Source organism: Runella sp. (assembly GCF_965279615.1).
Classification (GTDB): domain Bacteria; phylum Bacteroidota; class Bacteroidia; order Cytophagales; family Spirosomataceae; genus Runella.
The window spans coordinates 4691926-4710976 of the sequence record NZ_OZ257252.1 but is presented as its reverse complement, the minus strand read 5'-3'; the positions used below and the strand labels follow the sequence as shown (position 1 = coordinate 4710976).

Below are 19051 nucleotides of genomic sequence, written 5' to 3'. Positions count from 1 at the left end.
AGAGTGGCACAAAAAAAGCCCCGACTATGCGGGGCTATCTCTCTCGAAAATGCGAAGTGTACCGGCTCGGTCCAGGACATAAAGCCGGTTTTGGTGATATTCGATTTTATGAATTCCTTTAAAAACGCCCTCCTCGCCTAATTCTCGACTTGTCCAGGTGATTTGGCGGGTTTGACGATTGAAAATGCCTGCATAAGAGGGGTCTTGGGCAAAACTCCACTCATAAAAAACAATTTCATCTCCTTGCCAAGTACTATATTCTATATGTTTAGCTGTTAGCTGTTTTTCTTTGAGTGTCTCTGTAATATCGTACAAAATATATTCATTGGTTGGATTGGATAAATTAATTTCCCAGTAATAATTTAGTCTTAGACCAAAAAGCTTACCTATTTGACCGTCTAATTGCGAATGATTAGCCCCAAATTGGAGGGGGGAATTGGGGAAATACTCTTCAAAATTAGCAGGGGCAGCGAGGTCATATAGAGTTTTGCCATTTCCAACAGACAATCCCAACAGCCTACCCGAACTGAGAGCTACCCACAAAATATCTTCATAAACCCCAATAATTCGTTCTATCTCCGCTTTGTAGTTTGTACCAAAACGGTCTGCCCAATCGTAAAGACTTTCGGGCAATTCGTATTGCCAGAGGGGGCTAAAATCGGTGAGGGAGTAGGAAACTAAAACTTTTTTTTCCTTAATAAACAGAGATGTACCCCAGAAGGGCTGTCCCCATTTTTTAATATGTGTAGGTGAAAAAATATTAGATTTTATATCAAACAATTGAATCACATTTGTTTCATAATTTTCCAATAGAAATACATTTTCATAATTTAGCAGGTAACCATAGTTGTACAGGTTTAATACCTCATCACCTTCTCTGTAAATCTTTGTATATTCAAAATTGGTAGTGATTAAGTAATAATCCCGACAGTCCACAACTTGATAATCGAGCAGTGTAGGCAGGGTAAATATTTCGTCAAAATCATCATTCAGGAAACTATTTATTTCCCTGCCCTGAATGAAGAGCCCTGATGGTTCATTCTTAAAAAAAGATATTTGGTTAAACTCTCTGATTTTTTTCATTTTGCTTCTACAAATGTTAAAAGTTCCTCAAACCCTTCCTGAGTATCTAATTTCGCGATTAGTTTTTGTGGTGTTGTCATTTCATCACCAAATAACGTTTTGCATTTATCCAGGCCTATTCCGCCGTTGTCAGTGCTTTTATACAAGTTGAAGGCATTTTTTATCAAAAACGCCTTCATCCCCTCTTTTGCCTGTTCGGTGGTGAGCTTTTGGGCGTTGAAGATGTACTTCATTTGACGTAATCCAATCACTGAACTGAGGTAGTTTTTGAACTGGTCTAACGAAATTTTCGTAACATCCTGATAACTTTTAAACTCTACCAACAGCAAATTATTAGGGTTAGCAGCATCAGCATTAAGTAACAAATCAAATTTGCATTTTTCACAGGGTAGCCCTTCTGCTTCAAATTCCATATCAAACTTGCTGACATCCGTTTTTTTATACCCTAATGCCTCAGTGACTTTCATGCCATGCCAGAAACCGTCCTGCACCGCAGGGTTTGCGTTGGTTATAGCATCCTTTATACTTTTATCAAAACCATCAAAGCCTTGAAATTCATCAATATGCTTATTGAGCAGTAATAGGTGAAATACCAAAGAACTTTTTTGGCTGAAAAGCAACAAAAAAAGTCCCGCTAGCCGGCGGGACTGTCTCTCTCAAAAATATGCAGGGTACCGGCTCGGTCTAGGACGTAGAGCCTGTTAGCTTGATATTCGATTTTATTGATTCCTTTAAAAACTCCTTCCTCGCCCAATTCTCGACTTGTCCATGTGATTTGGCGGATTTGACGATTGAAAATGCCTGCATAAGATGCTCCTTTTCCAAAATCTGTTTCCCCGAAAAATATTTCATCGCCTTGCCAAGACCACTCTAAAACGGGCATATTGGCTTTGATTCTATGTTGTTCACAAGTAGCTGAAATATCATATAGGGCAAAGGTTTCATTGGGTTTATTGAGGTCTAACTCAAAATAATAACAACTCGTTAGTCCAAATAAGATACCTTTTTGGCTGTCTAATTGCCAATGCCGACCATACCATAAGTACTTGGTTTCTTCTCTGAAAACATAACCTTCAGGGTATTGATTGGGCTGTGAAATATTATACAACAGAACGCCAGTACCGGCATTAATGCCCAATAATCTACCCGAATTCAGCGATACCCAAAGTATCTCTTCATAAATGCCTATAATTCGTTCTATTTCTCCTTTATGTGCGTAGCCTCCCCCATCTGTCCAATTATAAAGACTTTCGGGCAATTCGTATTGCCACAGGGGGCTAAAATCGGTGAGGGAGTAGGAAACTAAAACTTTTTTTTCCTTAATAAACAGAGATGTACCCCAGAAGGGCTGTCCCCATTTTTTAATATATGTAGGTGAAAAAATATTAGATTTTATATCAAACAATTGAATCACATTTGTTTCATAATTTTCCAATAGAAATACATTTTCATGATTTAGCAGGTAACCATAGTTGTACAGTTTTAATACCTCATCACCTTCTCTGTAAATCTTTGTATATTCAAAATTGGTAGTGATTAAGTAATAATCCCGACAGTCCACAACTTGATAATCGAGCAGTGTAGGCAGGGTAAATATTTCGTCAAAATCATCATTCAGGAAACTATTTATTTCCCTGCCCTGAATGAAGAGCCCTGATGGTTCATTCTTAAAAAAAGATATTTGGTTAAACTCTCTGATTTTTTTCATTTTGCTTCTACAAATGTTAAAAGTTCCTCAAACCCTTCCTGAGTATCTAATTTCGCGATTAGTTTTTGTGGTGTTGTCATTTCATCACCAAATAACGTTTTGCATTTATCCAGGCCTATTCCACCGTTGTCAGTGCTTTTATACAAGTTGAAGGCATTTTTTATCAAAAACGCCTTCATTCCCTCTTTTGCCTGTTCGGTGGTAAGCTTTTGGGCGTTGAAGATGTATCGAAGCTCCGAAAGTGAGTTAATGTTACTCAAATAAGCTAGAAATTGATTTAGCGTAAGTTTTACTGTACCTACACTTTTGTACTCATAAAACTTGGGTATTTCACCATCTTTCATTTGCACATCAAAGCAAGAGGATGCTCCACTTCCACCTCTGCAAGGTAATGATTCTCCCAGTTCATCTTCAAAGGTCATATCTACTTTTTTAACCTTAGAGGGGTCAACGTTGGCATTCATATGATTCATCATGTGATAAAATCCATCTTGGCTGAATGGTTGCCCGGTGAATGCGGGTATTTCAAAACCCTCTATGTTGTTTCCGCCAAATTTCTTGGTGTAGGCAAACATCGAATTCAAGTATAAGTCGGGCGTATCGGGTAGATTTTTATAGCCCTGATTTCCACATGTCGAACATTTTCCTGCATATTCTTTGACAATTTGAGCATATTTGGCTTTTCCGGCCTCAACACTTCCTCCAAGTTTGGTCAAGAAGTCAACATCTTTGAAATGTTTACTCATGGTTTCCAAAATTTCGGGGGCGGTTCGTTTGGCTATGTCTATTCCTTCATCTTTCAACGCCTTCCAGACCTGTGGGTCAATCTCACCACTGTCAAACTTCTTGAGTAAGTCTTCTGATTTTTGGAAATCCAGTGTAAAAGCATCAATATCCGCCTTTGACCAATTGAGGTCTTCCAACTTTTTGATGACTTTTCCTAATAGCTCCAATAGGTCGGGCACTTTATTGATCATACTCAGCACAATGCCACCCGTGACCATATTGAACGCAACAGTACCGGCTACTTTGCCCGTGGCATGCCCTTGGTAGCTGCCGCCTTTGTCAAACTCAGTAGCATCGTATCCCACCAAGCCTTGTGCCATTGTTTTGGCAATGGTGGCTGCTTTGGTCCAATCCAATTCTTTTTTGAAGGAAACTAAGGCCTCCCACGTTGCTTCGGGATCAGCCATTACGGTCAGCCCCAAACCGATGAGTTGGGCTTTGTCAGTGGCTTCTGAGGCGGCTCCGTCAAGCGTACCTGCGATAATGCCTTTGGCGTCTCGGACATAAAACTCCTTCCCCGGCAGCCAGACCTCTTCGGGAACTTTGGCTTTATCCAACAGGCTGTTATAAGTGGTGGCCAAATTTTTCAGGATGTCCATCAGCTTCATATTCTGATAGGTGATTTCTCCCGCCGAACCGTAGGTTTTGGTGATGCCTTCCACAATCAGCGTACTTTCGGTGATGCTGCCCCCGTTGCGGTCACGGGCTTTTTGCAGGGCCGCCTGTAGGGCTTTCTCTGCTGCCTCAGGGCAGTAAGCGCACTCGCCAAAGGTCTGCCAGGTGCCTTCTACCGTCACGCGGCCATTGGTGGTTTTAATGCGGAAGCTATTGCCCTCAATCTTCACCACCCTTACCTGCTCGCAGGCATCAAAACGTTTATCTACCGTAGGGGTGGTATTGGGTTGGATTAAATCAGGCAGGACGGTATTGGTGGTCTTGACGGGAAAATCATAGGAATCTTCGTATTGACGGTAGCCGCACACGCCGTTTTCTTCGTAGCGAAACCCTTTGAACTTCTAATACGCTCAGCGTTAGATGCTTGAAGTGGGCCGTGTTGTTCAATAAAGACACATAGCCAATCCCTGCTAGTGTTTATTCATATACTATTTTTTTTGTTATAAATGTATTTTCTAAATCAACTTTTTTGTTAAAAAATTGAAACTCCTTATGCTGAAATAAACGGAAAGATTCAAAGCGAGTAGGAGGAATTTTATCTGACGAAAATACGGCTATTGGGGCTGTAACTAAAAGCATATTATTGTTTATATCAAACTCGCCTACTGTTATTTGAGAAATAACACCGCCTGTCTTGGTATCATATAAATAGTACTCTCGATTATAGATGGGAGTTTTTCTACTGACTGCATCTTGAAAGTTAACCGTTAATACACCGTTTGCTGGTATTTTTAGAATTATTCTCCCAAAATAACCGTCTGTTTTCTTTATTTCACCATCATGCACATTATAGAAAATGATGCAAGTGCCTTGATAATCATAAGGAATCAATATTTTTTCGCCTCGGAAGTCATAAACCAAGCAAAACCATATCAGAGTAAACACAAGTAGGCTACTCACACTGACTAACAAGTATTTAATTACTGTTTTCATTTTTGTGGTGCCTGAAGATAGGATACCCCTTCGCCAAAGAGGGCTAAGGTGCCTTATAAACAATCGTACGTTGTTTCAAACTTTGATCTCCATCAATTTCTCGCTGGCTATTTTTTCTACGCATTAATTCCTCTACACTAAAACCTTGGGCATAAGTCAGAAACCCTTCTTCGCGAATTGGTTCTCCTCTTTTATTTAAAGAATCTAACGAAACAAAATGGCCTGCTGATTTTAATTCGAATTTTCCGTTAGAATATTTAAGTAAATCTCCTTCTACATTAGCTAATTTATCAAGAATTTTACCATTAGAAGGATCATATAGATAATAGTCCCTATTCTGTAAAGGTGTGTTTCTATATAGGTAATCCTTAAAATTCACCGCTAAAACTCCGCTAGGAGGTATTTTCAAGATAATTCTACCAAAATACCCATCAGTCACTTTTTCCTCACCGTCATCTACATTGTAAAAAATAAGAAACGTACCGTTATAATTCGAAGGTACCAGGATTTTTTCCCCTCTAAAATCATATACTAAGCAGAACCAAATCAGAATCAGAGTGAGCGCAAAACCTGCGCCGATTAACAAAAATTTAAGGATCATTTTCATTTTCTTGGGTTTCGATTTTGAAAGAAGCTGTTCCAGACCGTTAATGCAACCGGTTGCCCAAGCTTATCAACAGCGCTTCGTATTCGACCGGAAGCATCTACCTTAAAATAAGTAACATTGTTAATTAAAGGCAAATGATTTTCTGGGTAACTGGCAATAATCTCCATTTCTTTCGGAATTGAGTAAGTATCTAAAAACCAGCTTTGTTTACTTTGTTGATCAACTATGAAAATTTCACCGGCAGGATACGGGTCGCCTACTAAAGATGTTGTGACTTTAATCGTTTGTATAGATGCTAAATATGCTACTTGAATAGTTAAATCATAATTTAATACAGGAGCTAATCCTAATGCTAATGGGTCTGAAGCTGTATAACTTAAATTACAATATGATAAATTATTGGTAAAAGAAAGTCGTTTACTTATTACTTCCGGATCTGCAGCTTTTCTTATAAAAGCTAACAATTCCGTAAAATCGCAATAGGGTCTACTTACTTCTATTTTTTTTCTCTCAAAATGAATCAAGTTTCTAATAATTACTCGAGCTGAATTCGTCTTCCAGTCTCCATCTTCAACATATGCTTCTTCAAGGACATCATTAGGAACATTTGAAAATCCTCTACCATCTCCTCGATAGGCATAAAAACCATCACGAGTTTCAGGAATAAAATGCCGAGTATAAACAATAAATTGGCCTTTAAATATCAGAAGTGATTCTAAAACTTTTGAATACCCTCCCCGAACATTCTGATTGAAGGCATCGACAGAGATACTGCCGCTGAAGGCCTTGGACAGTTCCTGCCCGGCCGCCTGACAATCGGCCGCCCGCAGGGCCGTAAGTAAGGCATTTTGATCTGCTTTACTGAAGTCGGGTTGGTAAGATCCCAGGGTAGGGTCGGCGGTAATTGCCTGCTGCAAAGCGGCATAAAATGCCTGTGCCCGTTCAGCGGAGCCCTGCCACTGCGGTTTGCTGTCGCAGAGGAGTTTTGCCAGGTAATCGGTCATGGCCAAAGGCAAGGAGGCCGGCAAACAACTGCTGTTGTAGGCCGATACCCTGCCGCCACCGCCTATCTGCCCCGAATTACTGATGATATAATTGACATCTCCCCGGCAAACTCTGCCGGCATCCACCCAACAGTCATAGAAATACGAATAACTGAGTGTTTCTCCCTTATAAACAAGCGGCTCCGCCAGCGCATACGCAGGGTTAGCGGGGGAAAGTTCACAAATGATGGAGTTTTGCGTACGTTCTTCTCTGCTGTACCAAATCACCTTGCCCGGACAGGTCTGTCCGTTTATCCCTACCACATTGGTCAGGTGCGTCAGCGATCGTACGGTTTTGTCAGTACGTGTACCGTACGTCTCACAGAGGTCCTGTTGAATCTCAATCTTTACGTTCTGAGAAGCGCAAACACTCTGAGCGGCATTATAGCAGGTGGCCGTATAGTATGATGTTATGTCGGGAGAGACTTTGTTTCCTTGCCCCAACGAAGGGTCCCAGGTTACTTTTCCGGGGCAATTCTGAGCTGTCAGCACAAACTCGGTGCCCGCGGGATAAGGAGCGGAAAGAGCGCTGTTGATTGGCTTGGCAAAGGCCGTGAAGTTGCTGCACGCCGGGTCGAGCGGCTCTCCGCTCGAATTCCGCAAAATTTTGACCGTTACGGAAGTGGGGACTTTCTCCCCATCTATGATACATTCCGCTACATAGGTCAAATCTTCTTTGAGCGAAAGGTTTTCGGTAAAAGAAAATCCGGTTTTTCCATTACTCCACTGAACCGTACCCGCCTCACAGCCGGAAGCCTCAAAAGTGATGGAAGTGGATTTTCGCGCATACACAAGGGCGGGCGTCGCTTTGGCCACGAAGGCCTTACAGGGCAAATAAGCGGGGGGCGGGGCGAAGAAAATGAATGCCTGACAGCCTGTGGACAGGCAGGTGGCGGTGTAGACCCCGGCTTGGGCCGATGTGGGAACGAAGGTGTTTGCTTTCAAATTCTGCCTCTCCCACAACACCTCTCCGGTACAACCAACGGCCGACAACGCAGCGTTGTCGATGATATCAATCGTAAAATCTTCGCAGGGCACGACCGCGACGGTCACCTCGGCCGTACATGCCGTACCGGCCGCCGTGCAGGTGGCGATATACGTAGTCGTTTGGGCCGGCAGGGCCGATACTACGGCCCCGGTGCCGGCGTTTTGATCCCAACGGACCTCTCCGGCACAGCCCGAGGCAACCAGGGTGGCACTGCGGTTGCCGTCGTTGCCGATCAGAGAGGGAGAAGCATTGGCCGCAAACGTACAATTGGCGTCGGCAACGACGGAAACCGTGACAAAAGAAGAAGAGGTTTGGTTGGCGGTCGTTTGACAGGTGGCCCGATAGGTCGTCGTTTGGGTCGGACGGACGGTGTTTCCATTTTGGAAAAATAAAGGCGGAACATGCTGCCAGGTGATGGTGTATTTGGTAATAGAAAAAGCGAACCGTGTGGCTCGCTTAAATACATTTGATTAAAAGACAATACTACGCTTTCAACTCATTGTTATATCCATCCACCTCATCTTGCCATTCCTGATCCCAAATAAAGTCTAAATTAAACTTAAAATCTGGATATAAGTAATCACGCAAAATTAAGCTTGATATTAATTGGGGTATTTTTTATAATAAGCTCTGTAAAGTTGATGGTATATGTCGAGCCATACTCCTTAAAAATACAAAGAATGACTTTTTTTAACTTTGACCAGCTTTTATAATGTGTTTTATTGAGCCATCTGTATTTGCAGAAGCGCCACAAAATTTCAATTGGATTCAAGTGTGGGCTGTAAGTAGGTAAATAAAAAATAGACAAACCTAAATTTTCCCAGTTATCCAACTCATCTTTAACTACTTTCGCATGATGAATAGGGCCATTATCAAGTACAATGACGTAAGGTTTAGTGTGTGATTTTTGAGCAAAATCATCCAGGGAATTCTTAATAAAGGCACCATCCAGATTGGCTTCACTGTGATAAACCGTTAGCTGACCGGACAAACTCATCAGGCCAAATACATTTAAGCGATTTTTCTGTCTGCGGGCAAATCGACGTTGAGTTATTCCTTTTTTTTGCCAGGCGTAAGGTACATAGGGTTGCATCGTAAAGCCGGACTCATCGGCAAAGTAAAGCTCTATATAATCTAATAACCAAAGTGTTAGCAATAATTTCCAGCGTTCATGTTTGTCTGCATATACTATTTTATTTTGGCCTTGATGCGTACAGCGACGGATGCGTCGCCATGAGTAATGATTTTTTTTAAAAAGCGTTTGACCGTATCTGAACTCATAGAGGTATTCAATTCTTTTACTAATTCGGCCTGAATCGCTTTCACATTTTGCGAATGGGTCTCAACTGCCTTGTCTAATTGCTGAATATGACTGGCGTTAGTGACGCTCAAAATCGGGTTACGACCTTGACCTATTTTGCGATTTAGACCAACAATGCCTGCTGTTTCCCAAGCATTTATCCAATTTCCGACGGTATTATGATTGACATCCAGATGGGTAGCAATTTGTTTAATCGTTACACCTGCCTGATTCAATAAAAGAGCACGACATTTTTCTCTAAACTCCACTTTCGGATGATATTTTGCCCCTTCCCGCAAGGTAATTTGTTCAGATTCTATCAGGTCAATATGCTTTTCTTTTCGGCTCATGTCGCCAATATAATAAATCTAAACTAATTTTGCTTGATTACTTAAAGTAAATGCTAATTTATTCCATCGATTATGCCCCCCTTCGGTGGTAATAGCATGAAGTTCAAAAATAAAATTGGAGAAATTCGGTCCTTTGATAAGTTTGACACTTTTTTTGTCATTATTTTTTAAAAAATAATAAAAATACGTACCTAAATATTTCTCTTGAATCTCAATATTTAAAATTGCTTTTTCCCAGTCTTCCACTTCTATTGAATTGTAAATTGTTTGACCAATTTCTAAATAAATCTCATTAACTGTCATACAATAATTGTTTTTAGTTAAAAAATTCTCTTTCAAAAGTATCATCATTTACTTTGTAAGTAATCTCAAATTTTTTCGGTCTTTTACTCGTCCCTTCGTAGATGACTTTAATGTCCACTTCCACTTTTTTGCCGGCTTGTAGGGCAGTTTTCCAAGTATTTTCCATGCTTTTCCATGCTCCTTGGTTGAGCGTTTGCAACATCGGAACATAGTTGATCTACTCTCCTGCACCGTTGAATATTGATGCAACTAAATGCCCCCCTGATCAGTAGTTACATCACCGTCTTTGGAGGTTACGCCCTTGCGTTGCTGATAATTATTCCGCTCGGCTGTTTGTAAATCCAATTCACCTTTGGCACCTGTTACCCTGCCCTGTGCATCTGTTTCATAAGTGTTTTTACCGATTTTGTACTTGCTGTTGGTTTTCAAATAAAAAAAGCGAGCCAAACGGTTCGCTTTTTTTATTTATGAGTCTAAACTTCTTTTTCGCTTACTTTTTTGATATATTCAAGTGTGAATTTTTCAAAAAATAACACCTCATTTTTTATTAGGTGGACTAATTCTAAAACATTAGAAAATATTTTAGCTTTCATGGGATATTCATTATCTTTTAGTAGATACCTGCATATGGCTGAACCAGAAGAATTTTGATTTATCGAATTTTCAAATTTTTCTTCTTCAAGATATATATTATAATATGGTTGAAAAATATTCCCATTGAATTTAAAAAAAAATGAAACGAACAGGTTATTTATCTTTTGTCTAAGATAGATTCCTCCATGTTGATTACTAATACTATATTTTGGAAACACTTCTTTTAGCTTTTTTTTAACGTCGCCAATGGCTATCTTTTCCTTTACAAGGTTGCTATAATCTCTATTTTTATATTCTGCATCCATGTCAAGATACGGACGTACAAAGTCGAATGTCTCAAGGCATTCTATGAATATTTCTTTGTAGGTTTCTATTGTCATTATAGTTCTGGTTTATACACAATTGTGATATTTTTTTGAGATGCAAGAAATTCAAACCTTGCTTTGTTAGCAAAAGTAAGGTTCACGTCTGGAACTTCCAAAATTAAGTCGCCATCAAAAATTCCAACACCTGCTCTGTCAGCAATAGTCCCCGGTTGGCCATATTTTTCAACTAACTCGTCCAAGTATTTGGAGAAAGTACTCTCTTGTATTTCTGAAAAAGTAGTAGCCTTTCTACTTACAATTTTACCTCTTACACCATTTTGGGGTTTTGAATATGAATCTAACCTAAATCGCATGGGTTGTCCTACTTTGGGATGGCCAATTGGATATTTTTTTGTTGGATGGTTAAACCACAACTCATCAAAATCGTACCAAATATTTAATCTTGCCTTAGTATTAAAATCATTACCTCTTTTCCAAAAGGCTTTGAGTTCAGGCCAAGTAAGCTTCCGGCCTTTTGTGGCAGATGCCGCAGCTACATCTATGCCTGAGTTTTCTATAACTGCTGGGTCAATAAGTACGCCATCGGTGTTTCCTTCTTTAAGGGCTTTGTTAATCTCTTTTCCGGTAATTTCTTCTACTGCATTACCGGTTGCATCAAGCGTTTCGTCAGTTACCTCATCTAACTTATTAACCACATCACCTTCTAAGTCCGCAATCTTAGCAGCATTCGTACCAATACTTTTTACTGCACCCATTACAAACATGGCCAATTGCACCCCATCTTTACCCGCCTCGTGTTTCATGATGTTGCCGCCACCTGTATATTTAGCAATTTTATCAGCAGCAGCCCCCAACAGCATTTTCTTTACTTTGGCGGGGGTCATGCTTTTGATACCGTTCCAGGTAGCTTTGGCTTTGGTGGGGTCGGTGGCTATTTGGAGGCCAAAGCCAACCAACTCGGGGATGTCTTTCAGCTCGGAGATAGCTCCGTCGCCAATGCCGCTCAGGGTGGGGCCATGGAAAGCAGATTGCGGATAATCGGCGTTGTTGCTGTCCCAAAACTTCTCGGGTACTTTGGCCGCGTTGCAGAGCGTGAGGGTAGCGTCTTTTACCGTTACGAGGGCTTTGATGATGTCCAATTCTTCATAAAATAATTCATCGTCCACACTCTGGCCGCGTACCCCGTTGTTTTGTATTACCGTTTGGGCGGCGGCATTGCTTCGGGTTTCCACCTCGGCAACCGTGCCTGTATAATTACCCCCTTGTGGAATGGCCAATGCTCCTGTTTTGAAGTTGTGAGTGATGCTCCACTTCCCATCGGCTTGTTTGCAGGCATAAATGGCAAAGTCGGTCGTAAAATCTCGGTTTTGTACTTTGGTTTTGGCTTGGTCGGGGGTGAGGTTGGCTTGTGGGCTTGTGCCTGCGGCATTGACAAGGGTCACGTTATCTGTGCCGCAATCCGCCACAAAAACGGTGGCTTTGGTTAGATTTTTGGTCTGCAGCCAACGCTGCAAATGGGCCGTATAGACCTCTAAACTGCACTCCAAAAGCCCCTGATCCGTTTGTAGGCTGTTAGCCGGAGGGCTTTCAATAGGCGGTATGACGCCATTGTTTTTTTGGGGGGCAACAAAATCGTAAGTCCCTACGTATTTGCGCCATCCGCATTGACCGGCCTCGGTGTATCGTATCAGATAAAAGGCTTTGGCATTGCCTGCAACGGTCAGGTTGGGGGTTATGTACTCATTTTGATAGGTTCCATTGACCATTAACTGAAACCTGTATTCCGATTGTGCCCCGCTGAAAATACGGGCGATATAGGTTCGTCCATCGGCCAATTCAAAACCCTGTAAAATACCGTTTGGATAAACGGAACTTTGGAAGAACCGGGGTTTGGCTCCGTCAGGCAGCACAAAAGCTTTTCCCGAAGCCATAATGTAATAAATGCGGTCATTAATGATTTTTTCGAGCAGCCCCGAATAGGTGCCGAGGATGAGCTGTTTAAAATTGTCCACGCTGACGTTTCCGGAGAATGCCTTGGCCAGTTCAACGGCGGCAGCTTGGCAGTCGTTGGCCCTCAGTACCTCCAACAATACGGATGGGTCTACCTTTTCAAAATCAGGTGCATAGGAGCTCAGAATTGCATTGCCCAACACCGCTTTTTTCAGATTCGTATAAAAGTCAAGGGCTTTTTGATCGGAGCCCTGCCAAAGAGCTTTGCTGTCGCAAATGAGTTTGGTTAAGTAGCCGGCCATGGCTTCGGGCAGGGAGGCCGGCAGGCAGGCACTTGCTTCCACATTGGCACTAGAATTGACGACCTCTTTTCTGGCACCGGAATAATTATAACTGTACCTGAATTGCACCGATCCCCGGTGGGTTTTCCCGTCGGTACAGACGCATTCATGGTAATAAACCCTGTTTTGACCCCGGTACCCAATCGGAGGGCATTCCGATTGGCGGCCCGAAAGCGAGCAAATCAGTTGAGTGTACCCGGCATCGTCGTACCAATTGACTTTTCCGGGACAGGTGTACCATTGCCCGTCTTTATAGCCTACGTCTTTGTTCAGCGTAAGGGATTCCCCCACATTTTCATCGGTATGATTTTCAAAGACCGAACAATCGATAATGTCAATTCGCACCGAGGCGGAATTGCAAATTGTTGTGCCGTCGTAGCAATTGGCACTATAAAAAGTCGATTGATCGGGTTGTACCGTGGGGCCGGCAAGGTCGATCCATTCTATCCTGCCCGGGCAACTGACGGGCGTTAATTGAAAAGATGTTCCGGCAGGATAAGGAGGGCCCTGCGTTGCGTTTAAAGGTACGGCGGTGAGCGTAAAGTTCCTGCATTTAACCTCTCCCGGCGCAGACAGAATTACTTTCAGGGTTACCTCAGCGGTGGCGATTTTGTCGGAACCAAGAAAGCAATCAACGCTGTAGGTAATATCCGCCCGAATGTTGGTTTGGGTAAAGCTTGATTGGGTTTGTCCGTTGCTCCATCGAACCGTCCCCGCTTCACATCCCGTAGCAGAGAAAACGGCATTTTCTCCCTTATAAATAGGGTTAGGAGTTGCCTTGGCCACGAAGGCTTTACAGGGCAAAGCAGCGGGGGGCGGGGCAAAGAAAACGAATGCCTGACAGCCCGTGGACAGGCAGGTGGCGGTGTAGACCGCGGCTTCGGCCGACGCGGGAACGAAGGTGTTTGCTTTCAGGTTCTGCCCCTCCCAGAACACCTCTCCGGTGCAACCCGCCGCCGACAGCACAGCGTTGTCGATGATATCAATCGTAAAGTCTTCGCAGGGCACGACCGCTACGGTCACCTCGGCGGTACATGCCGTGCCGGCAGTCGTGCAGGTAGCGGTATATGTAGTGGTTTGGGCCGGCAGGACCGAGACTTCGGCCCCGGTGCCGGCGTTTTGATCCCAACGGACCTCTCCGGCACAGCCCGAGGCAACCAAGGTGGCACTGCGGTTGCCGTCGTTGCCGACCAGGGAAGGCGAAGCATTGGCTGCAAACGTACAATTGGCGTCGGCAACGACGGAAACCGTGACAAAAGAAGAAGAGGTTTTGTTGGCGGTTGTCTGACAGGTGGCCCGATAGGTCGTCGTTTGGTTCGGACGAACCGTGTTTCCATTCAGTATAAACAAGGGTGGCACCTGCTGCCAAGTGACGGTGCCGTCGCAGCCGGCGGCGGTCAGTACCGCACTTTGGCCGGCGGCTATCTGTGCCGGGGATGCGGTAAGACTGAAAGGCGAAGCAACGGGAGCGTTGATGGTAAAGGAGTGTTTACACCCGGTAGCGGCACATTCCACCGAATACGTAGCGGTCCGGTCCCAACGCGTGATGTAATACCTGTCACCGTTGTATTGTTGCAGGGGCAGAATTTTCCCCTCCCCGTCTTTCCAGATCACGTTTCCCTGACAGCCCGTAATGGCAGGCTGAATCCATTTTTCGGCCGTACTCAGTGGAAAATCAGGTTGGGGCACCGTCAGGAGGAAATCCTGACAGGCCGCATCGGTAACATTGACCGTGACACTTTTGGGGCAATGATTATCGCTGCAAACGGCCGTATAGGTCGTGGTGTTCTCCGGACTTACCCGGAAGTTGGGACCGGTTCCCAAATTGTTATCCCACATGACCGTTCCGCTGCATCCAACACTCAGCAGGAGCGTTGTGCCCCCCTTTGGCAGGGAGAATTGGGTAGCTCCCACCCTGAAATCGCTGCAGTCGGGTCGTTTTTTAATTTCAATGATTTGGGTTTGACCGATTTGGCAAACGGGACTGCATTGATTTGAAAAACAGGAAATGGCGTACGTACCCGCCTGCGCCGACAGGTTTTTGGGCGTTGCGAGTGCTATATCCCCTTCCGGTGACAGTTTTTCCGCTTTGAGAGTATAGCCATCGGCCCACGTTGCGGCTCCGCAACCACCGGTATAGATCGTAGTCCTTTCATCGCCGATCACTTCATACATATTGGCCCAAATTTTAAACGGGCTTTCCGGTCTTATCTGCAGTTGAACGGTCTGAGCAGGGCAAACGGCATTTCCATAGGTACAGTCAGCGGTATAGGTAGTGGTGGCGGTGGGTCGGACAGTCACCTGCGGGCCTTTTCCTGCGGTTCCCCAGTCAACGGTCCCTTTGCAATTCAGGGCTGTAAGCGTGGCAGCTTCTCCGGCATTGAGGAGGGTAACGGAAGCGGTCACCGAAAAATCCGCGCAGGAAACGGGAGCCACCATAACGGTCACCTCTTTTATACAACTGATCTGTCCCGCTTTACAGATTGCACGATAGGCAGTGGTTTTTTCCGGTCTCACATACAGTCGGTTGCCAATGCCCGCATCGCTGCCGTCGGAACTCCAGGTAACGGTTCCAAAACAGGAATTAGCCGTCAACAGTACATTGTCCTTCCGGTTGATTAACGTGCGGTCAGCAAGTACGGCAAAGTCGGTACATTCCTGTTTTTTTACAGAATATGTAACAGAAGCACAGGGTATTGTGCCGTTCTTCATATAACAGGTAGCGGTATACTCCTGAACGGCACTCAACTCTACAGTGATGCTGCTGCCGGTCATTCCATTGCTCCACCGAATACTGCCCGGTCCGTTCAAATCATAACAGGCAAGGTTGGAATGGATCGTTGTCATTACTCCATCTTCCGATGGGATTGCCTCGGGTGGTTTTGTATGAAAAAGCGCCCAAAAACACACGTCAAGATTTTTCCATTCCGAGGTACAAGCCTGTGCAGATGTTTTACACTCAGCAATGATTCCATGATTCATTATTCCCTGTACGATAGGCTCTCCCTCCTTATCTTTTCCATTTCCGTCTATTTTCAGCTCATTACCTACCAGATTTTTTAATGCATTTTGATCGGTTCGATAATACCATGTTATCTGTCCGGTTTCGTTACCGGGGGCATTTAAACAGCCGCTCGTATTGAAAATAGCTCCTCCATTTGCATTTACTTTAGGGGTTTCTATGGAAAACCCGTCACAGGGTTGGAGTTCATTCAACGTACCCAACGCTAAATCACTTACCTGTTGGTCTTTGCCATACGCGGTAACATCATAGGCATAAATTCGGCTTAAATCCAGCCCCGTTAAAGTAGCCGAATTGGTGGTGGGATACAGGGTACGTTCTTCTCCATCGGCAGTTTTGTAGGTGAGTTTAAAACGTTGATGCAGGCTGTTTTTGGCCCATGTGATTCTGACGCTGCCATCGGCCTGCACGGTGTAGGCCAAATTCTCGGGCGCAGGCAGGGTATTGGAAGGCGTGACAAACAGGGCCGGACCGTAAGTATCCATAAGTGCGCCGTTGGCATCATAGCCAAAGATTTTCAGGGTATACTTACGTCCGGGTTTGAGGCTTTTAAGGGCCAATTCAGGACTTGTGACCGTTTGGGTGAGTTCCCCCTCGCCTTCGGCGGCATACAGCACGGTGTAGCGGGCAAAGGACTTACTGCCCCTCCAGGCGATTTTTGCCGATTGAGTATCAATGTTGCCAATGCTCACGTCGGTAATGCGCCCCGTGGACGTCACAGTCGGTGGTTCTATCGGCGAAGCGGTCAGTTGGCTGAGGCGTTCAAAAAGGGCTTGGTACTTGGCCTCTAACTCGTCGATGACGGGCACCGCTTGCCCCTTGTTGATGGTGGTTTGGTTGGCCGTCAATTCGTCCGTCAACGTTTTCAGGTCTGCTAACATACCGATGGCCAAGGTATTGTCTGATTCTAATCCACCCAACGACGTTTTCAGTACTTCACTTCCCTGCAAAATGGCGACGGTGTACTGAACGACCTGCTGCACCTGTTCAGGTGTCACGGTTTGACCGGCCCGGTTTGCCTCACGGATCGCTTTGGCCACCAAGTCATACTGTTGCAGGGCCTGCTGCAACGTACTGACAAAGGCCGTGGGGTTGCTTTTCCGGACCACCGCCTGAATCAGCGACTGCCGCTGCTCCATGAGCTCCTTGGCCGATACGTTGTTTTTGGACTGTACATAGCCCTCCGCATCGATGGCGTACACACAGCCCCCGTTGGTGCCTTCTTCACCCTTCTTGGCCCGTACGCCTTTGAATTCCATGGGCATCATGGCATTGCCCAAAAATGGCAGCCGTACCAATCCTTCGCCCGAAAACCCCGGGCTTTCCCCGACCTTGGTGACAATGAGGGCAAAATCATAGATGCCCAGCACATCGCCCACACTCAGCGCAGTCAATTCTTCGCCCGTGGGCAGGGGAATGACGGGGTGCGTGGGCTGACAGTCGGCAAACGAACCGGCTCGGAGGGCACAATCGGGAATCTTCAACTTCGTTACAACAGACCCATTGATGGCAGTGGCAGAGGAGCCAACTGAAGTGGATGTGCCGGCGTTCGGAGTCACCGGCGATGTATTGCCGGCCGGTACGGGATAGTTGACGTACAGTTCCTGCAGGGTCGTTACCGGCACTGCCTGTTGCTCCACCGTCTGTACGTTGATCAGTTCGGGTTGCAATAGCTCCTTGGGCCACTCGGGGGCGGGTTCGGGCACCTCTTGGGAGATGTTCCATGCCTGCTCCTGACCCGGCGCACTTGGTACCAAGCCCCCGCAGTCACTGCGCAAACGAAATAAATAGGTGGTTTTGTTTTGCAAACCCGTTGCCATATACGTCGTGCCATACACCTTCTCAGACGTCCATTCCGTGGCCGTTTCGGCTTTGTATTCCACTACGTAGGCCTGTGCCTGCGATGGGGTTTGCCAGTTCAACCGCACCCGGTCAGCCGTAACGCTTTGAATGGTAAATGAAGCCGGCGGCACACATTCCTGCCCATAGCGAAACCAACTCACCTGGCTGTAGCCCTGATTGGTAAAATTCGTCAGCTGATTAGTAAGGTCGATGGCCTGTACCTGCACGGCATAACGCTGCCCCGGCTCCAACGGCTGAATCCATCCCGTTATGTCCCCCGGTAATGACGTACCGGGATCGGTCTTGTCCAGCACGGGCATAGCGCAGGTGAGCATAATTTGCTCGTTGGGTTCCTCCCCGTCAGGCACGCGGCACACCTTCAGGCGGTAGACCACCTGCGACTGCGGGGTGGCAAAGTGGCGCGGCGTCCACTGAAACAACACTTTCTGTAGAGCACTCACGGGCACCGAAGTGCTGCTTACGGGCAGATTCAGCAGGGGCGGCTGGGGGGAGGAAAGCACCAAAAAGGTTTGGGCGGTATTGGAAACGACCTGTCCGGTGGAGGCTTCGAAGGCCTGCACGGAGAAGGTATAGAAACCTTCCGGCAGCGAGGTATTGTAGGCTTCCTGCGGGTCGAGGCCTTCGGTTTCCAGCAGAGAAGGGGAAAAGTAGTGAGCGGCCAGATCGGTGCCGTTGAGGCGAGTGGACAGGCCCGGGGTGAGGGAAATGAAGGCAGGGGGTACGTAGCCGGGGCGGGTGGCGATGCGCATGCCGGGTCCTTCGAGTTGCCAGCGCAGGTAGATCGATACGGAGGGTTTGGTGAGGTCTTTGAGCAACAGCTGCACGAAAAGGCGTTGATCGGAGGTGAACCACTCAGAAAGACGTTGGGTAGTAGGTGCTCCGAAATACACCGTCGTTTGCACCGGATAATTATCCGTCGTTTGGGCAAAGCAATTCAAGTTGACCAAACCTAACACCACCATTAAAGAAACATACAAGCGCATACAGTAACAATAAAATGCTAATTTGTATGACTTTTATCTGTTTATTTTGTCACAAAAAATAAATTAAAAGCTATAAATAATTACAATTCTTATGATTTTTTGTTTTGAAGGATGTATTCTAAAAGATGCTTAACTTTTCACATTATTGATGGGAATTCTCTTCCAGTCTTGTACTTAAAAATCAAATGATGTAACT

The 19051-nt window shown here is 45.2% G+C and carries 15 protein-coding genes; 1 reads left to right on the top strand and 14 read right to left on the bottom strand.

Annotated features, from left to right (window positions below; all coding sequences use genetic code 11):
- Positions 1–24: 24 nt before the first annotated feature.
- From ACQY73_RS20205 to ACQY73_RS20175, 7 genes are all read right to left on the bottom strand, one after another.
- Entirely contained in the window at positions 25–1083 is a 1059-nt protein-coding gene (locus ACQY73_RS20205) for a hypothetical protein (RefSeq protein ID WP_428654252.1), read from the bottom strand.
- Entirely contained in the window at positions 1080–1706 is a 627-nt protein-coding gene (locus ACQY73_RS20200; protein WP_428654250.1) for a hypothetical protein, read from the bottom strand. The genes ACQY73_RS20205 and ACQY73_RS20200 overlap by 4 nt, the downstream gene beginning before the upstream one ends.
- An 11-nt stretch (positions 1707–1717) precedes the next feature.
- On the bottom strand, positions 1718–2791 hold the full coding sequence (locus tag ACQY73_RS20195) for a hypothetical protein (protein WP_428654248.1): 1074 nt from the start codon (positions 2789–2791) through the stop codon (positions 1718–1720).
- Entirely contained in the window at positions 2788–4560 is a 1773-nt protein-coding gene (locus tag ACQY73_RS20190) for a hypothetical protein (protein ID WP_428654246.1), read from the bottom strand. The genes ACQY73_RS20195 and ACQY73_RS20190 overlap by 4 nt, the downstream gene beginning before the upstream one ends.
- A gap of 109 nt (positions 4561–4669) precedes the next feature.
- Positions 4670–5185: a hypothetical protein gene (locus ACQY73_RS20185; RefSeq protein WP_428654244.1), complete on the bottom strand. Its 516-nt coding sequence runs from the start codon at positions 5183–5185 to the stop codon at positions 4670–4672.
- 43 nt (positions 5186–5228) lie between these two features.
- Entirely contained in the window at positions 5229–5792 is a 564-nt protein-coding gene (locus ACQY73_RS20180; RefSeq protein ID WP_428654242.1) for a hypothetical protein, read from the bottom strand.
- Positions 5789–7780: a hypothetical protein gene (locus tag ACQY73_RS20175; protein ID WP_428654240.1), complete on the bottom strand. Its 1992-nt coding sequence runs from the start codon at positions 7778–7780 to the stop codon at positions 5789–5791. The genes ACQY73_RS20180 and ACQY73_RS20175 overlap by 4 nt, the downstream gene beginning before the upstream one ends.
- Here ACQY73_RS20175 and ACQY73_RS20170 point away from each other — a divergent pair.
- A complete protein-coding gene (locus ACQY73_RS20170) occupies positions 7745–8215 on the top strand; it encodes a hypothetical protein (RefSeq protein WP_428654238.1) in 471 nt (156 codons plus the stop codon). The genes ACQY73_RS20175 and ACQY73_RS20170 overlap by 36 nt on opposite strands.
- A gap of 188 nt (positions 8216–8403) precedes the next feature.
- Here ACQY73_RS20170 and ACQY73_RS20165 read toward each other — a convergent pair whose 3' ends face one another.
- From ACQY73_RS20165 to ACQY73_RS20135, 7 genes are read right to left on the bottom strand one after another with little or no spacing between them, the layout of a single operon-like run.
- On the bottom strand, positions 8404–9048 hold the full coding sequence (locus ACQY73_RS20165) for an IS630 family transposase (RefSeq protein WP_428668507.1): 645 nt from the start codon (positions 9046–9048) through the stop codon (positions 8404–8406).
- Positions 9012–9473: a helix-turn-helix domain-containing protein gene (locus ACQY73_RS20160; RefSeq protein WP_428654236.1), complete on the bottom strand. Its 462-nt coding sequence runs from the start codon at positions 9471–9473 to the stop codon at positions 9012–9014. Before ACQY73_RS20160 ends, ACQY73_RS20165 begins: the two co-directional genes overlap by 37 nt.
- 18 nt (positions 9474–9491) lie before the next feature.
- Positions 9492–9776 carry a hypothetical protein gene (locus ACQY73_RS20155; RefSeq protein ID WP_428654234.1) on the bottom strand — a complete coding sequence of 95 codons (285 nt, stop codon included), beginning with the start codon at positions 9774–9776 and terminating at the stop codon, positions 9492–9494.
- 13 nt (positions 9777–9789) lie between these two features.
- Positions 9790–9978: a DNA/RNA non-specific endonuclease gene (locus ACQY73_RS20150; protein WP_428654232.1), complete on the bottom strand. Its 189-nt coding sequence runs from the start codon at positions 9976–9978 to the stop codon at positions 9790–9792.
- 47 nt (positions 9979–10025) lie between these two features.
- A complete protein-coding gene (locus tag ACQY73_RS20145) occupies positions 10026–10223 on the bottom strand; it encodes a DNA/RNA non-specific endonuclease (protein WP_428654230.1) in 198 nt (65 codons plus the stop codon).
- Positions 10224–10249: 26 nt separating this feature from the next.
- Positions 10250–10750: a hypothetical protein gene (locus tag ACQY73_RS20140; protein WP_428654227.1), complete on the bottom strand. Its 501-nt coding sequence runs from the start codon at positions 10748–10750 to the stop codon at positions 10250–10252.
- Complete coding sequence (locus ACQY73_RS20135; RefSeq protein WP_428654225.1) at positions 10750–18855, bottom strand: fibronectin type III domain-containing protein; 8106 nt, start codon at positions 18853–18855, stop codon at positions 10750–10752. The genes ACQY73_RS20140 and ACQY73_RS20135 overlap by 1 nt, the downstream gene beginning before the upstream one ends.
- Between the last annotated feature and the right edge of the window lie 196 nt (positions 18856–19051).

Coding starts and splice junctions, on each gene's coding strand:
- ACQY73_RS20150 (WP_428654232.1), bottom strand. CDS start 9,978: ATGTTGCAAACGCTCAACCAAGGAGCATGGAAAAGCATGGAAAATACT.
- ACQY73_RS20185 (WP_428654244.1), bottom strand. CDS start 5,185: ATGAAAACAGTAATTAAATACTTGTTAGTCAGTGTGAGTAGCCTACTT.
- ACQY73_RS20135 (WP_428654225.1), bottom strand. CDS start 18,855: ATGCGCTTGTATGTTTCTTTAATGGTGGTGTTAGGTTTGGTCAACTTG.
- ACQY73_RS20160 (WP_428654236.1), bottom strand. CDS start 9,473: ATGAGCCGAAAAGAAAAGCATATTGACCTGATAGAATCTGAACAAATT.
- ACQY73_RS20140 (WP_428654227.1), bottom strand. CDS start 10,750: ATGACAATAGAAACCTACAAAGAAATATTCATAGAATGCCTTGAGACA.
- ACQY73_RS20155 (WP_428654234.1), bottom strand. CDS start 9,776: ATGACAGTTAATGAGATTTATTTAGAAATTGGTCAAACAATTTACAAT.
- ACQY73_RS20180 (WP_428654242.1), bottom strand. CDS start 5,792: ATGAAAATGATCCTTAAATTTTTGTTAATCGGCGCAGGTTTTGCGCTC.
- ACQY73_RS20205 (WP_428654252.1), bottom strand. CDS start 1,083: ATGAAAAAAATCAGAGAGTTTAACCAAATATCTTTTTTTAAGAATGAA.
- ACQY73_RS20195 (WP_428654248.1), bottom strand. CDS start 2,791: ATGAAAAAAATCAGAGAGTTTAACCAAATATCTTTTTTTAAGAATGAA.